The following is a 15,492-nucleotide window of genomic DNA, read 5'->3' on the forward strand; positions in this document are numbered from 1 at the left end:
GGCGGTAACCCAAGCCGGTGTTCTCCCGCGCCATCCGCTCGAGCTTTGCTGCCGACAAGCGGCCGCGACGGGACAGCGACCGACTCAGCTTGACGTGACGGCCGACCTGTCGGTCCTGGTGCGGGCTGCCGTGAGGTGACTTCCGGCCTCCTTTCGGGCCGTATCCGCCAGGTAGCGTTCGACAATCGGCCTCTCCGGTGCGAACAAGTCCTCGGGCAGTGAATCGAGCGGGAAGAACTCCGCCGCGCTCACCTCCGCCGGGTCGACGTGCAGGTCGCCGCGAGACACCACCGCCGTGTAAGCCGCGGTCACGTTGTGCACCTCGTCTCCGTTCGGGCAAACGGCGAAGTACTCGGGGCCCGAGAACACGTCGAGCAACGCCATCGAGCTCACTTCCAGGCTGGTTTCCTCGCGGACCTCACGGACGCCCGTCTCCGCGAACGTCTCCCCCGGTTCCATGAAGCCGCCCGGGAGGCCCCACGTCCCGCAGTCCGCGCGCCTCACCAGGAGCAGCCTGCCTTCCTCGTCGCTCACCAGGACCGAGGTGCCGGGGAGCATCAGCGGCATGGTTCCGACGAGTGCGCGCAGCTTCGCGATGTAATCGATCATCGTGGACTCTCCTCGTGATCAAGCTCGGCGCCGCGGAGCGCGGCGGAACTGAAGGCGGTGAACGCCGCGGTCAGAACCAGCGTGCCGCAGCCGACGAACACCGCGGTGACACCCAGTCCGGCCGCGGCCACACCGGTCAGCGGGTAGAGCAACGGCGTGAGGCCGACGGTGGCCAGTGCCAGCACCGACGCCGTTCGGCCCAAGTAGGCCGGGTCGCAGTGGGCTTGGCCGAGAGTGGCGGCGAGAGTGCTCGCGACGCCGATCACCGCTCCGACGGCGGCCGCCAGCGCGGTCACGGTCACGAGGTCCGGCACGCGCACCATGCCGATGATCGCGATGCCGCCGACGGTCAACAGCGCGGGCATGACCAGTCCGGGTCGTGGCGGGCGCAAGCCCGCCGCCAGGGCCAATGCGGCCAGTCCTCCCCCGACAGCGAATCCGCCGACGATCCACCCCATGCCGATGGGTCCCCAGCCTCGTTGCTCCACCAGCAGGACCACACCGATCACCAGCGGGCCGGCGAAGCTCAGCTCGCTGATTCCGATCACGAGCGTGAGCGGTGCGAGCACGCGATGTCCGCGCAGATAGCGAACACCGGCGCGGAGGTCCAGCCAGTGCGACCTCTCCGGCCGGGTCGCCACCCCGGGGTTCGTGCGCACGACCAGCAACAGCGCCAGTGACACCAGGAACAGCACCCCGGCGCCACCGAATGCCGTCGGCACGCCGCTGTGCGCCAGGACACCACCACCCACCAACGGCCCTGCCAGGTTGCCCGCGCGCAGTGCCAGTCCGCGCAGTCCCTGGACGCGGTCGAGCCCGTCCGGAGTGGTGATCAGGGCGGGCAACGCGTTGACCGCCGGCAGGTAGAGGGCGTCAAGCACACCGAAGACGAAAGCCAGCGGCAACAACAACCACAGCTGCGGAGCCGCGATCGTCATGATCGCGGCGGCCGCGAGAACGAGGACACCACGGCTCATGTCCATGCCGATCGCCAGACGGTGTGCGCCGATGCGATCGGCGAGCACGCCACCACCGAGCAGCAGCACAGCGCGCGGCAGCGCACCGGCCGCGGTGACGATCCCGACGGCTTCGGGACCTCCCGCGCGTGCCGCAGTCCACGACAGTGCAAGGAAGAACACGCTGTCGCCGGTGACCGACGAGGTGTAGGCAGCTGCCCATCTCAGCGCGTTGCCGCGGTCGGACATGCGCATCACGCGGTCAGGGCGGCGACTGCCGGGCCGTGCGCGTGGACGCGGCGGATCGCCGAGCAGACCTCGTCCACCGACTCGTCGTCGAGGTGCGAGGACAGCGGAAGAGCGACGACCCGAGACGCGAGCGAATCCGTGCGGGGCAGGACGGCATCCGACCGGTAGGCGCGATGACGGTGCACGGGCGGGTCGAAGTAGGTGCGCGTGGCGATGTTCTCGCTGTGCAACGCCTTCACGAGCCCGTCGCGATCCACCCCGAACGCCTGCTCGTCGATGGTCACGCAGAAATCCTTGTAAGTGCTGCGGCTCCTGCTGGGAATCCGCTGGAATCCGACACCGCCGACACCCGCGAGCCCCTTCAGGTAACGCTCGGCCAGCTCGCGCCGCCGGACCACCCTCGCCGGCACGTGCGGCAGGTTGTGCCGGGCCAGGGCCGCAGACATCTCCGGCAGCCGCGCGCTCAAGCCGACGAACCGGCTGTCGTAGTCGCCGGGGTTGGCGTACTCACGCCCGATCCGCAGTTCCCGCGCCAACTCGGCGTCGTTGGTGGCCACCAGGCCGCCCTCGCCGGCGGTGAGCAGTTTGGTCGGGCTGAGGCTGAACACCTCGGCGAGTCCCTTCGAGCCGATCATCATGCCGTCTGCGTAGGCGCCGCCGAAGCCGTGCGCCGCGTCGGCCACGAGCGGAACACCGTGCGAGGAGGCCACCGCGGCCAACGCCTCCATGTCGGAGGGAGCACCGAACGTGTGCACGGCCATGATCGCCGCCGTGCGTTCGCTGATCGCGGCTGCCGCGGCGGCCGGGTCGAGGGTGAAGGTGTCGGGATCGATGTCCACGAACACCGGCGCGAGCCCGTTCCACGCCACGGCGTGCGCACTGGCCATGAAGGTGAACGAGGGCAGGACGACCTCGCCTCGCAGACTGAGACACCGCAGCACGAGCATGAGGCCGCTGGTGCAGCTCGACGTGGCCACCGAGTGCTCGACACCGAGAAACGCGGCCGCCTCGCGTTCGAAAGCGCTGACGTGGCGTCCGTTGGTCAGCGATCCGGAAGCCGTGATCTCCGCGAGGTCGGCGTGCAGCCCAGCGTCGGTGGACACCGTGGCCCTGGTGATCGGCAGCTCGCGGGAACGGACGGGAACGCCGCCCAGGATGGCGGGGAGGTCTGGCACGGTGGTAGCTCCTTTTGCGGGTTGTCAGCGGTAGGCAGGAAAGCGGCGCGGCACGTGCGCCTCGAGCCGCTCCCGCTCGTGGAAGGCGTGGCGAAGCCGGACGAGCTCGGCGTAGGCGGCCTCGTCGTAGACCTTGGAACCAGTCGAGTAGGACCGGCGGCCCCCTGGCGCGAACCGGAGCTTGTACTCCAGCAAGGCGTCGTCGGGCCGGTTGCCGCCTCCCAGGACGAACTCCTGCCAGGGGCCGCGAATCAGCCAGTCGCAGACAGCCCCCTTGCAGAGCTCGTTCGCGTGCGAGCGCCTGCCAGGGCCGGTCGAGCCGGCGAGATAGGAGTAGGCCCTGGTCGCACCGAGCAGGACCACCTCGCCGGACAGCGGTTCACCGGCGGCGTCGCGCACCACGAACAGCCTCGCCAGGTCGCCCAGCAGACCGTGCAACCGGACGAAGAACGCATCGGTGAAGTAGTAGCTCCCGCCGGCCCGCCGCCGATCCATCGTGCCGCGGTAGATCTTCCGGAATGCCTGCCACGCCGCGTCGTCGTCCTCGACCGCCACGGTCAGCCCTGCTCGCCTGGCCAGGCGGATGTTGCGCCGGACGCTGCTGCTGAACGACTGGTGGCCGAGCGCGCGGTAACCAACCAGGTCGACCACGGCGCTGTCACACGCGGGCTGCTCCGACCAGCCGCTCATCGGCAGCACCTCGTCGCGCTGCAGGAAGATCCGGGCGTCTGCGCACACCACGCGGTGGTCGAGCGCCCAGCTGTCGAACCTCTTCCAGAAGAGGTCCGGGTCAGCGCCCGGCGCGGTCACGAAAGCCCCGCCGTAGCCGTAAGGCACGGCCACGTCGCGCCGCTTCTCGCCCGGCTCGGTCCAATGCTCCGCCTCCAGGTCCCTGAGCAGGAACGGGAAGACGACACCCGAGTCCACGGCGGCCAGCGGCCGCACTCCCCTCGCCGCGAACATCGCGACGAAATCAGGGTGAGCGAACGGTTCCCGCGCGGGCAGCCGGCGCCATGCCTCCAGCCAGCGAGCGCGGTCCGTCTCGGCGTGCAACACCAGGTTCACGCGACCAGCTCCGGGCTCGCGACGATCCGGTCGACGGGCAGTTCCGGCGCGGCGGCCATCACGTCGAGCACCTGCGTGACGCACGAGGCGATCCGCTCGGCCGTCTCCGCGTCGAACAGATCGGACGCGTAGTCGAGGACGCCGGTGATCACTCCGCCGGAGTCGGTGAGGTCGAGGGTCAGGTCGAACTTCGCCGGTCGCGCCTCGATCCGCAGTGGCTTCACGTCGGTGCCGGCCAGCTCGAGTGGCGCGGCCGGTGCGCCGTCGAACGTCAACATCACCTGGAACAACGGGTTCCGCGCGGTGGACCGGCGCGGTCCGACAGCGGCCACCACCCGTTCGAACGGCAGGTCCTGGTGAGCGAAGGCGGCGAGGTCGACCTCTCGGACGGACTCCAGGAGGTCGCGTACCGACGCAGACCCGTCGACACGGGTGCGCAACACGACCGTGTTGACGAAGCAGCCGACCAGGTCTGCGGTCTCCCCGACCGGCCGCCCGGCGACCGGGGTGCCGATCGGGATGTCGTCACCGGCGCCAAGCCTGCGCAGCGCGATCACCAGCCCCGCCTGGAGCACCATGAACAGCGTGGTGTTCGTCTCCCGCGCCAGCGCCGCCAGCCCGGCGCGCTGCTCACGCGTGAACGTGATCGGAACGTATCCGCCCAGCTGCGACGGGACGTCCGGACGGCGGCGATCGACCGGCAGCGAGAGCTGGTCGGGCGCACCCGCCAGTGCGGTGGCCCAGTAGCGCGCCTGCCGCTCCGCCAGCCCGGCATCGAGGACCTCCCGTTGCCACACCGCGTAGTCGCCGTAGTCGACCGCCAGAGGCCTCCAGTCCGGGATGCGGCCCGCCATCCTGGCGGCGTAGGCCTGCGCGAGCTCGCGGTGCAGTGGCCGGTAGGACCAGCCATCTCCCGCGATGTGGTGCAGGGCCAGGAGCAGCACGTGGTCGTCCGGCCCGAGCCGGAACAGAGTGGCGCGGAACGGTGGGTCGGCGTTGAGGCGGAACGGCTGGGCAGCGGCACGGGCGAGATCCGCGGCAATGCTGTCGTTCGTCGACTTGATCTCCTCCAGCGGCCACCACTCCACCGGGTCGAGGACCTGGGGTTCGGGTCGCGCACGGCCGGTGAAGGCGGTGCGCAGCACCTCGTGCCGGCGGGTCAGGTCCGCCAGCGCGAGGCTCAGTGCGGTGCGGTCGATCGGCCCGCTCACCCGATGTGCGTCCGCGAGGTTGTACGCAGCGTTGAGCCCGTGCAGCCGTGTCAGGTACCAGAGCCGGTGTTGCGCGTGCGACACCTCTGGACCGGCCGGACGTGGCCTCGGCCTCAGCGCCGGCAGATCGGAAGCGAGACTGAGGCGCCGCGCCAGCTTCGCCGCCGTACCGCACCGCAGCACGTCCCCGAGCGAGATCGTGAGACCGAGGACGGTCCGGAGGCGGTACACCAGCAGCTGTGCGGTGAGCGAGGAGCCGCCGAGCGCGATGAGATCGTCGTCCGGGTGCACCTGCGGCAAGCCGAGCAGATCGGCCATGATCTCGCAGAGCAGCTGTTCTGGCACCGAGCGGTCGACGGAACCGGCGACCGGTGCGGAGGGAGAGGCTGCCGGCAGCGCACGGCGGTCCAGCTTGCCGTTGGGCGTGAGCGGCAGGGCGTCGACGACGATCAGGGCCACGGGGACCATGTAGCGCGGCAGTGAGCGGGCCACGTGAGCGGTGACCTCGTTCAAATCCGGAGGGACCTCGTCGCCGGGAACGAGGTAGCCGACGAGTCGCGGCTCGCCCGACGAGTCGACGGTCGTAGCGGCCTGCCGGACGGCAGGGTGCGCGGTCAGCACAGCATCCACCTCGGACAGTTCGATCCGGTGGCCGTGCACCTTCACCTGACCGTCGGCCCGCCCCAGGAACTCCAGTTCGCCGTCCAGCCGGAACACAGCGAGGTCACCGGTCCGGTACATCCGGCTGCCATCGGCTGCGAATGGGTCGGCGACGAAGCGGTGCGCAGTTTCGGCGGTCCGCCCGAGGTAGCCCCGTGCGAGTCCGGCGCCCGCGATGTACAGCTCGCCGACGCAGCCCGCCGGCAGGACGCGCAGCCTCGAGTCGAGCACGTAGAGCCGGGTGGAGCGAATCGGCCTGCCGATCGGCAGCGCGCCGTCGGGCACCGGGTCGCCCGGTCTCAGCTGGAAGGTGCAGCAGCCGACGGTGGCTTCGGTCGGGCCGTACTCGTTCGTCACCACGGCGTCCGGGTTGCCGTCACGCCACGACCTCAGTGCCGCGCCGAGCAGTTGCTCGCCGCCGATCACCAGATCCTGGGTGGGTGACGCGGACGCCGGCAGCTCGGTGAGCAGGGCCAGGTGCGCCGGCGTGATCTTGAGGAACTCCGGTGCGGGCCGAGGCTCGTCGAGAGCTGCCAGGTGCACGCGGCCACCGCAGGTCAGCGGGGCGAGCAGCGCGGTGACGGTCAGGTCGAACCCGACCGGCGAGTGCGCGGTGGCGGTGCCGCGAGTGCCTGGATAGGCGCTCGTCGCGTAGTCGAGGTACTCGCACACGGACCGGTGTTCCACTGCAACGCCCTTCGGGCGGCCGGTAGACCCCGAGGTGTAGATCACGTAGGCGAGGTCTGCCGGGCTCGCGGACGTCGCGAACGGCTCGTCCGAGAAGGCGGGAAGCGCGTCCACGACGCCCGGATCGAGCAGGAGCACCTCGGGAACACCCAGCAACGCCTCGGAAACCGACGTGGGCACATCATCGCCGGTCATCGCGACCGCGACCCCGGAGTCGGCCAGGATCTGCTGGATCCGCTCGGTCGGGAGGTCGACGTCCACGGGCAGGTAAGCGGCTCCGGCCTTCCAGATCCCGAGCAGCGCGACGAGCAGTTCGGGCTCCCGGTGCATGGCCACGGCGACCAGGTCACCGGTGCGGACCGCGCGTCGTCGCAGCAGCACGGCCACACCGTCAGAGGCCCGGTCCAGCTCGTGGTAGGTCATCGTGCGTTCGCCGTGGCTGACCGCGATCGCGCACGGGGTGCGGGCGGTCTGCTCCGAGATCAGGTCGTGCACGCGGCGCGGCGTCACCGGCCGAGTCGGGCCTTGGCACAGCTCGGCCAGTGCGGCGGACCGCTCGTCGTCACCGAACACGTCGGCCTCGGCGACCGGGGTGCCAAGGGCGATCGAGGGCAGCATCGCGATCCATCTCAGGAACCGCCTCAGGTGCGTGGCGACCTCCTCGTCGCTGTGCACCACGGGGTTGGCGCTCAGCTCCACCTCGATGCCGTTGCCGTCCATCCTGTCGTCGAACGAGAAGGCCAGCCCCTCGATCGGTCCCAGGGAGAGGTTCTTGCCGATGGACCGATGCCCGTCGAAGGAGAAGCCGGCATCGAACCGGAGAACGTTCACCATCGAGCCGAAGTGGGGTCGTGCTCCCGCAGACGCGAAGTGCCGGTGACTGTCGCGGTAGCGGTGCCGGCGTTGTGCCTGGGACGTCTCAGCGCGCACCTGCTCGGCGAGCCCGAGCATCGTGGTCTCGGCGTTCACCGTCAGCCGGACCGGCAGGATGTTCGACATAGGTGCGGTGACCGCGCGCAATGCCGCGGTGGCGCGGGCCGACAGCACGAAGCTCAGCCCGATGTCGTCCGCTCCAGTCACCGCGTGCTGGTACGCCGCCACCGCCGTGGTGAGCAGCTGCGGCACGGACAGCCCGAACGGCGCGCCGTGCTCGCGGAGCACGGCCACCTCCGCTTCCGGCAGACGATGAGCGAGCCGGACCGGGGGCAGCGTCGTGGCCGCCGAGCGGAACCGGGTGCATTCCGGCCAGTTCGCGAGCCGGGCGCGCCAGTGTTCGTCGTCGGCGGCACGGCTGTTGACGGCGTACCGCCGGTCGTCCTCCAACGCCAGTTGCATCGGTGCGAACGGGGTGTCACCGATCGGCTCGCCGCGCACAAGCGCGGTGTAGACCTCCGCGATGCGGCGGCCGATGAAGTGACCGGAGAACGCGTCCACCACGATGTGGTGGTACCGGCGGTACCAGAGGTAGTGGTCCCGCGCGAGCGTGAGCAGCGCGCTGGTCTGCAGCGGACCGCGCCGCAGGTCGAACGTCCGGCGCAGGTCCTCCGCCATCCACCGGTCGGCTTCCGCTCGCGGATCGTCTGCCGCGGTGAGGTCGACGTGGTGGAACACCCAGGGGGCGGTGCAGCGCGTCTGGCGCGGCACGCCTTCCGGACTGGCCACGAACCGCATGTTCACCGTGTCAGCTTCGGCCGCGGCCTGTCGTGCGGCTCGTTCGAGCAGCTCCGGCACCAGCGGCCCGCGGATCTCGTGGTAGTCGGCGAGGTTGTACTGAGGACTGTCCGGGTTCAGCTGCTGGGCCAGCCAGATCGCCAGCTGCGCCGAGGTCAGGTCAAGGGTCACTGCGAACCTCCGTGGGTGTGCAGCGGGGATGACGTCCAGATCGACGGGCGGCGGTCACGCCACGGCCGCGCCGACTCCAGTTGCGCGGCCAGTGCGATCAGCACGTGCTCGGCCGCTGGGCGACTGGCCAGCATCACGCCGATCGGCAGGCCCTGTGCCGTCCACCGCAGCGGCAGGGTGATCGCGGGCTGTCCGGATACGTTGTGGGGAAAGGTGAACGGGGAGAACTCGAGCTGGCGTCGCAGGTTCGCCGCCGGGTCGTCGGCCGAGGTGAACCATCCGACCGGCCGCGGCGGCTGGGCCAGCGTCGGGGTGAGCAGCGCGTCGTAGCCGGCGGCATGAACCACCGCGGTGCGTGCCAGCTTTCGCAATGCCCGCAACGAGGTGACGAACTCGACGGCCGAGACCTCCGTCCCCCGCTCTCGCAGCCAGCGGGTGAGCGGCGTCAGCTCGGCCGTCTGCCGGTCGTCGAGTGCGAGGGCGGCCGGGCCGACGCAGAGGACCGTCTCGAAGTGATGCACGATCTCCGCGGGGAACGGCGACTCCACGTCCTCCACCTCGTGCCCCAGCTCGGTCAGCAGCGCGGTGGCGTCGTCCCACGCGGCCATGCACTCCTCGTGCACGGGCAGGGCCGGGCCGGCAGGGGTGTTGTACCTGCCGATGCGGAGCTTGCCCGGTGGCCGGTGGGCATGGCCCAGGTACGTCTCCTCCAGCGGCAGCGGTGCCGCGGTGAACAGTTCGCCCGGCATCGGCACGGCCATCGCGTCCAGCATCGCGGCGGCGTCCGCGACGGTCCGCGCGATCGGGCCGTTGGCCACCATTCCTGTCGTTTCGCCGCCACCAGGACCGTTGGCGATCCTGCCGCGCGACGCCTTGAGACCCACGACACCGCACACGCTGGCCGGCACGCGGATGGAGCCTCCGCCGTCGTTTCCCTGCGCGATCGGCACCAGGCCCGCGGCCACGGCGGCCGCCGCGCCACCGCTGGAGCCTCCCGCCGAGCAGGTGAGGTCCCACGGGGTGCGTGCGGGTGGCGCGACCCCGCTCTCGGTGTAGAACGGCACGCCGAACTCGGGGACGTTGGTCTTGCCGAGGCTGATGGTCCCGGCGTCCCGCAACAGCGTCACCACGTGGTCGTCGTGCTCGGGCACGACGCCCGCAACCGCACGGGATCCCGACGACATGGGCACGCCCGCCACGTTGTTCAGGTCCTTGATCGCGGTCGGCACTCCGAAGAGAGGCGGGAACTGCCCGCCGTGGCGCAACAACGCCTCCGCGGCCGCAGCCTGGCCGCGCGCCAGGTCGGCGGTCACCGTGACGAACGCACCGAGCGCCGGGTCGTGCTCCCGGATCCGGTGCAGGTAGTGGTCGACGAGCTCGACCACACCCACCTCCCCCGTGCGGACGGCCGCAGCCTGTTCGAGCGCGGTGAGGTCGTGCAGTTCCGCCATGGTTCCCGCTTCCGTCACAGAGGTGGCTACAGCTGGATTCGCACGACGGTGGCGTCGTCGCTGATCTTCGTGCGGCGCCGACCGGGTTCCGGGTGGGCCCGCTCGTGCGTGCGCAGCCTGGTGATCAGCTCGTCGACGCCGTGCGCCGTCACGAGCTCGTGGATGCCCGCCCAATCGGTCAGTCCGAACAGGTCGGCGTACCGGGTGGCGCCGTCGGTCATGGCCAGCAGGCCACGGGCCGAGTCCCTCGCCACCGCGCCCGTCACCGCCTGGCGGACCGCCTGCGGGTCCGCCGCCGCCGTCCAGTACCCGCCTGGCGCGTTGCGCAGGGCGCGGTAGCGGTCCCGGGCTTTGCGCGCTTCGCCCGACCCGGCGGGCAGGTGACCGTAGCGGTGCAGGAACTCCTGGGCGAGCCGCTCACCGCGGTCGTCGGTGACGACGAGCAGGCCCGCGGGCAGGTCCACGAGCAGCACCACGTCGCCCAGCACGAAGTAGTCCACGGACGTGGGTCCGCACCTCACCACCAGCAAGGTCGCTTGCGGTGTCGCCCAGTTGTCCAGGTCGCACTGCACGCCGCCGCGCCGGTGTTCGCGAGCCGTCTCGGTGATGGCCGCGGCCACGCAGTCGCCGAGTGGCGCGCCGGGGCTGCCGGACAGCCCCCGCATGATCGCCGAGCCGAGCGTCCGGACGAACCATCCGACGCCGTGTACGCACCCGTCGTCGTCGGCCTGCGGAGTGACGCCGTCGAGCAGAACGCACACCTCCGGTGACAGCAACACGAAGTCGTCGTTCGGCACGCCGGCGTCACCCGGCTCGGACATCACCTGTGCTCTCACCGCTCGCTGCCCTCGATCGCCCTGGCGAACTCCGCCACGGTGGGAGCCTCGAACAGCAGGGCGATCGGCAGGTCGACACCGAACTGCCGCCACACCTGGTCGACTAACTCCGGGACCAGCAGGGAGTGACCTCCCAGCGCGAAGAAGTTGTCTGTCGTGCCGACCCGGGCGACCCCGAGCAACGACGACCAGATCGACGCCACCGCGTTCTCGATCGGGCCCTGCGGCGGAGAGTCGGCGACGACTTCCGCCGCCGCCGACTCCGCCACCGCCCGCCGGTCCAGCTTGCCGCTCGTCGTGACCGGCAGGGCGTCCAGCTGGACGAAAACCGCCGGCACCATGACCTCGGGCAGCCGTTCGGACAGGTGAGCTCGCAGGTCCTGGTCCACGGGCGCGGTGCACGGCTCCGCGACCCAGCAGGCCACCAGACGTGGTCCCGCCACCGGCGTGTCCGTGACCGCCACGGCGGCCTGGGCCACGCCGGGGCAGGACGCCAGCGTGTTTTCGATCTCCCCGAGCTCGATGCGCTGGCCGCGTATCTTGATCTGGTCGTCGACGCGGCCGACGAACACGAGCAGGCCGTCGCCGTCCCGCCGGACCAGGTCTCCGGTCCGGTACATGCGCTCACCGGGGCCGCCGAAGGGGTCGGCGACGAAGCGCTCCGCGGTGAGGTCCGGTCGTCCGAGGTAGCCGTGCGCGAGTTGAACCCCCGCGAGGTACAGCTCGCCCTCGGACTCCCCTGTGACGGGGTCGAGCCGGTCGTCCAGCACGTACGTGCGGCACCCCGGCACCGCAGTGCCGATCGGCACCACCGAGCCAGGCGGTTCGCCGGGGCAGTCGAACGCCGTGACGTCGATGGCAGCCTCGGTCGGGCCGTACAGGTTGTGCACCGGCACGTCCGTCTCCGCACGCAGGCGTCTGACCAGATCGGCGGGCAGTGCCTCCCCGCTGCAGAACACCCGCCGCAATGCCGTCAGGCCGGTGAACCCGCCGCGGTCGACGAAGACCCTCAACATCGACGGGACGAAGTGCGCGACGGTCACCCGGTTGTCGGCCATCAGCTGAGCGAGATAGCGGGGATCGCGATGTCCTCCTGGCTTGCAGACCACCACCGCAGCGCGGGCGTTGAGCGCCCACAGGTACTCCCAGATCGACACGTCGAACCCGCAGGGTGTCTTCAGCACGACCCGGTCGGCCTCCGCGAGCGGGTAGCGCTCCTGCATCCAGGCCAGGCGGTTGGCCAGTGCACGATGGGAGGTGATCACGCCCTTCGGTTCGCCGGTGGAGCCGGAGGTGTACAGGACGTACGCCGGGTGGTCGAAGCTCACCTCGCCCACCCTCTGCGGTTGCTGCGCGTTCGCCTCGCAGATCTCGTCGACGTCCACGATCGGCACGTCTGCCAGCCAGTCGGCGGCACCGGCCGCGGCCGAGGTGATGACGCACCTCGGCGCGGCATCCCCGACCACGTGCGCCAGCCGCAGGGCCGGGTGGTCGAGGTCCAGCGGAAGGAACGCCGCGCCTGCCTTCACCACCGCGAACATCGCCACGAACTGCGCCGCCGACCGCGGCAGCGCGATGGCGACCAGGTCACCCGCGCGGATGCCGCGCTCGAGCAGGCCGGCGGCCAGCCCGTCCGCCCGGCGGTTCAGATCCCCGTAGGACAGCTCCTCCGTCCCGTCCAGGACTGCGAGCTTGTCGGGCAACGCGGCCGCCGTCTGCTCGAACCGCTCGATCAGCGTCTTCACGACGGCGCTCCACTCGTGCGGACACCGGCGGGCCGGATGTCGGTCCAGCTCTGCGTGATGAACTCCAGCGCCACACTCCGCCTGGTCTCCGGAAGCACCTGCCGCCAACCCTTCGGCACCGGGACGAACGCGGGCCACAGCGAGTGCTGGTCCTCGTCGTTCACCAGGACGACGAACTTGCCCTCGGGGTCTTCGAAAGGATTGCTCACCAGCTCACGCTCCTCGACGTGGATGGGTGGGTGGGTGACGGCGGTTCACGCCGCGCCGAAGCTGAGCTGCGGCCAGCGGTGACCGCCCGTGGTCCCGGCAGCCGGGTGGGCGTCGCGGAGAGCGGTGCGCACCAGCTCGACGTTCACGTACTCAGCCGCGCCAGGGTCGGCCCACTGACCCGCGAGCAGCCTGTCCGCGATCGACCGCACGGCGTCAACGAGCTCACGACGCGGGGTGAAGCCGAGGGTGGTGCGCATGCGGCTGAAGTTGACCCGGTAGTTGCGCAGGTCCGCGGAGTCCGTCTCGACGTGCACCTCGGTGCCGGGCACGACCTCCGCGATCATCGTGGCCAGTTCGGCGATCGGGTAGGTCTGCTCCTCCGACCCGCAGTTCCAGATCCGCATCCCGTCCACCCGGTCGAGCTCTGCGGCCCGGATCAACGCGTCCGCCGCATCGGCGATGTGCAGGAACGGGCGCCATTGCTCGCCGCCGAACACCGTGATCCTCCTGTCCCGCACGGCGTGCGCGGTCATCACGTTGACCGCGAGGTCGAAGCGCATCCGCGGCGATATACCGTACAAAGTGGACAGACGCAGGATCCGCGGGCTGAACTCGCCATCGGCGTTGGCCAGCAGGTGGTGTTCGGAGTGGACCTTGCTCTCCGCGTAGACCGAGTGCGGGTGCAACGGTGTGCCGGCCTCCACGGCGTCCTCAATGGACATGCCGTAGTTGCTGCAGGTGGAAGCGAACACGAACTTCGACACACCGTGCCGCCGGCAAGCCTCTGCGAGCCGCACGGTGCCCAGGTAGTTGGTCTCCCAGGTCAGGTTCTCGTCGAGGCTGCAGGCTGGATCACCCACTATCGCGGCCAAGTGGATCACGGCGTCCACACCGTCCAGCACTGACGCCCACTCGCTCACGTCACGCAGGTCGGCGTCGAGGTGTTCACCGTTGGCCAGGGGTGCGCTCGGCCGGGCGACGAGCCCGTTGTCGATGCCGATCACCCGGTGGCCGCGCCTGTCCAACTCGGTGACCAGCACCGAACCGAGATAGCCCGACGCCCCTGTGACCAGGACGTTCAACTTCTTCATGCTGGGTGTCCTCCCTGCCCTGAGACCCGCCGGAGATCGTCGGCGGCGATGAGTACTAGCTCGTCCGGGACGACCGCACCGGACAAACGCCGCTGTCGGCCGACGTACCACTCCCACAACCGGTGTTCGGGCACTGGAACGTTGAGACGGACCTCGGCGCGCAGCAGGCGTCGTCCTTCCGCACCGATGTGCAGGCTGAAGTCGCACGCCACGACCGCCGGGTGGCTCAGCAGGAGATCGCGCGTGGTGGCGACGTCGAGAGAAACACCGCTGTGGTGCCCGTGCAGCAGCCCGGCAACGGCGGGTAACGGCTCCACGGCAACGTCGGTGACCTTGTCCTGCGGTGCCCGGCAGAGATGCCGTGTCGTCGTCAGCAGATCGGCCAGTAGCCGGGCCGGTTCCCGCTGCCGCCACACCGGGGGCCTCGCGGACAGGATCACCGCCGCGCCCGCCTGTTCCTCCCAGATGGAAACGGCGAGGTCCGCGTTCGCGGCACGTGGGTCCACCCGGACGCTGCTTTCCTCCTCCACCGGCGCCGTGCTCACGAGCGACGTGCTCAGATCGGCACGCATCGCCGCCGCGTGGTTGATCTCGAAGGCCGGCTTGAAGACGGCACCCGCACGCACGTCGGGCTCGTCGAGCCAGTCCAGGAGTGCGGCCACCTCGTGGACACCGTGGTGCTGCGCCGCGAGCACAGCGGTGTGCACCTGCCGGACCCGCTCCCCTGCGGTGTCCGAGGATCCTCCGTCAACTCGCGGGTAGAGGGCCTGTGCGAGCTGGGCGACGACACCGAATTCGGAGGCGCGGGTGCGGTTCGCCGTGGTGGAGCGGAAAACCAGGTCGTGCCTGCCGGACAACGCCGAGGCGAGCAGGTGCGCCGCAGCCGTCCAGATGACGAACGGGCTGGTCCGCAACCGGCCCGCCGCAGCGCGCACCTCCTGCTGCAGCGCGGATTCCACAATCACGCCGACCGATCTGACGACCTCCGTCAGTCCTCGGTCGCCGCCAGAGTACGTGCACGCTCGCGGTGCCCGCTGCAGAACCTCCCGCCAGTGCGCGGTGTTCGCCTCCAGCACCGCCTCGGCGCGTTCGCCGCTGAACGCGCTGGCCTGAAGCGCGGCGGGAACCTCGGTGATCGTTCCGTTCAGCAGCGCTTCCAGCGTGCGCACCAGGACCTGCTGGCTCACGCCGTCGGCGAAGACGTGCGACACGGACAGCATCACCACGCGGACGCGGCCTCGGATGGTGTAGAGCGTGCAGTGGGAGGCCGCCTTCTCCGGATCGACGGGATGGGGACGCAGTCGTTCGGCGACCTCCTCCGGATCAAGTGAGTCGTCGAGTTCCTCGTGGTGGTGGCCCAGGGTTCGCGCCGCGGTCGTCACGTCCACAACCTGCTGCGCCAACGCTCCGTTCGAGTCGTGCGCGAGCCTGCTGCGCAACGCTTCGTGTGCGGCGATCAAGCGGTGCAATGCCGTGTGCGCGGCATCCGCGGAACACCCGTCGGGCAGCGCGACGATGATCTCGACGACCTTGCCGGGGCGTTCCTCCACCGACCAGTTCCGGAGCACCCTGCGCTGTGCGTGGTTGAGCGCGAAGACACGTTCTACGGCGACAGATGTCAGCCGATCGCCAAGGTGTTCCTCCACCAGTGCTTCCCCCCGAGGTGAACCTGTTTCCAACGCGGCCGACTTTGGCGAAACGCTCT

At 70.4% G+C, this 15,492-nt stretch carries 11 protein-coding genes; all 11 read right to left on the reverse strand.

All coding sequences use genetic code 11. From position 1 onward, the window contains the following. Window positions 1-84: 84 nt before the first annotated feature. From JNUCC0626_RS09905 to JNUCC0626_RS09955, 11 genes are read right to left on the reverse strand one after another with little or no spacing between them, the layout of a single operon-like run. Window positions 85-609, reverse strand: a complete 525-nt coding sequence (locus JNUCC0626_RS09905; RefSeq protein ID WP_394619389.1) for an NUDIX hydrolase — start codon at window positions 607-609, stop codon at window positions 85-87. Continuing rightward, window positions 606-1,820 (reverse strand): MFS transporter, encoded by a 1,215-nt coding sequence (locus JNUCC0626_RS09910; protein ID WP_394622003.1) that lies wholly within the window; start codon window positions 1,818-1,820, stop codon window positions 606-608. The genes JNUCC0626_RS09905 and JNUCC0626_RS09910 overlap by 4 nt, the downstream gene beginning before the upstream one ends. Further along, the gene (locus JNUCC0626_RS09915) at window positions 1,820-2,989 is read right to left on the reverse strand and encodes a DegT/DnrJ/EryC1/StrS family aminotransferase (protein WP_394619390.1); all 1,170 of its coding nucleotides are present in this window, start codon (window positions 2,987-2,989) and stop codon (window positions 1,820-1,822) included. Before JNUCC0626_RS09915 ends, JNUCC0626_RS09910 begins: the two co-directional genes overlap by 1 nt. A gap of 24 nt (window positions 2,990-3,013) precedes the next feature. Continuing rightward, the gene (locus JNUCC0626_RS09920) at window positions 3,014-4,054 is read right to left on the reverse strand and encodes a GNAT family N-acetyltransferase (RefSeq protein WP_394619391.1); all 1,041 of its coding nucleotides are present in this window, start codon (window positions 4,052-4,054) and stop codon (window positions 3,014-3,016) included. After that, window positions 4,051-8,454, reverse strand: a complete 4,404-nt coding sequence (locus JNUCC0626_RS09925) for an amino acid adenylation domain-containing protein (RefSeq protein WP_394619392.1) — start codon at window positions 8,452-8,454, stop codon at window positions 4,051-4,053. Before JNUCC0626_RS09925 ends, JNUCC0626_RS09920 begins: the two co-directional genes overlap by 4 nt. Next, window positions 8,451-9,905, reverse strand: coding sequence for an amidase (locus JNUCC0626_RS09930; protein ID WP_394619393.1), 1,455 nt, complete (start codon window positions 9,903-9,905; stop codon window positions 8,451-8,453). The genes JNUCC0626_RS09925 and JNUCC0626_RS09930 overlap by 4 nt, the downstream gene beginning before the upstream one ends. Before the next feature lie 26 nt (window positions 9,906-9,931). Next, window positions 9,932-10,741: a hypothetical protein gene (locus tag JNUCC0626_RS09935; protein ID WP_394619394.1), complete on the reverse strand. Its 810-nt coding sequence runs from the start codon at window positions 10,739-10,741 to the stop codon at window positions 9,932-9,934. Then, on the reverse strand, window positions 10,738-12,486 hold the full coding sequence (locus JNUCC0626_RS09940; RefSeq protein WP_394619395.1) for an amino acid adenylation domain-containing protein: 1,749 nt from the start codon (window positions 12,484-12,486) through the stop codon (window positions 10,738-10,740). The genes JNUCC0626_RS09935 and JNUCC0626_RS09940 overlap by 4 nt, the downstream gene beginning before the upstream one ends. After that, entirely contained in the window at window positions 12,483-12,695 is a 213-nt protein-coding gene (locus JNUCC0626_RS09945; protein ID WP_394619396.1) for an MbtH family protein, read from the reverse strand. Before JNUCC0626_RS09945 ends, JNUCC0626_RS09940 begins: the two co-directional genes overlap by 4 nt. A 45-nt stretch (window positions 12,696-12,740) precedes the next feature. Then, window positions 12,741-13,787 (reverse strand): NAD-dependent epimerase/dehydratase family protein, encoded by a 1,047-nt coding sequence (locus JNUCC0626_RS09950; RefSeq protein ID WP_394619397.1) that lies wholly within the window; start codon window positions 13,785-13,787, stop codon window positions 12,741-12,743. Continuing rightward, window positions 13,784-15,433, reverse strand: coding sequence for a condensation domain-containing protein (locus JNUCC0626_RS09955; RefSeq protein WP_394619398.1), 1,650 nt, complete (start codon window positions 15,431-15,433; stop codon window positions 13,784-13,786). Before JNUCC0626_RS09955 ends, JNUCC0626_RS09950 begins: the two co-directional genes overlap by 4 nt. Between the last annotated feature and the right edge of the window lie 59 nt (window positions 15,434-15,492).

The sequence above is a fragment of the Lentzea sp. JNUCC 0626 genome (genome assembly GCF_043632865.1).
In the GTDB taxonomy this organism is placed as follows: Bacteria; Actinomycetota; Actinomycetes; order Mycobacteriales; family Pseudonocardiaceae; genus Lentzea.

Excerpts from the sequence above, each read along its gene's own strand:
- JNUCC0626_RS09905 (WP_394619389.1), bottom strand. The coding sequence starts at position 609 with ATGATCGATTACATCGCGAAGCTGCGCGCACTCGTCGGAACCATGCCG.
- JNUCC0626_RS09910 (WP_394622003.1), bottom strand. The coding sequence starts at position 1,820 with ATGCGCATGTCCGACCGCGGCAACGCGCTGAGATGGGCAGCTGCCTAC.
- JNUCC0626_RS09930 (WP_394619393.1), bottom strand. The coding sequence starts at position 9,905 with ATGGCGGAACTGCACGACCTCACCGCGCTCGAACAGGCTGCGGCCGTC.
- JNUCC0626_RS09950 (WP_394619397.1), bottom strand. The coding sequence starts at position 13,787 with ATGAAGAAGTTGAACGTCCTGGTCACAGGGGCGTCGGGCTATCTCGGT.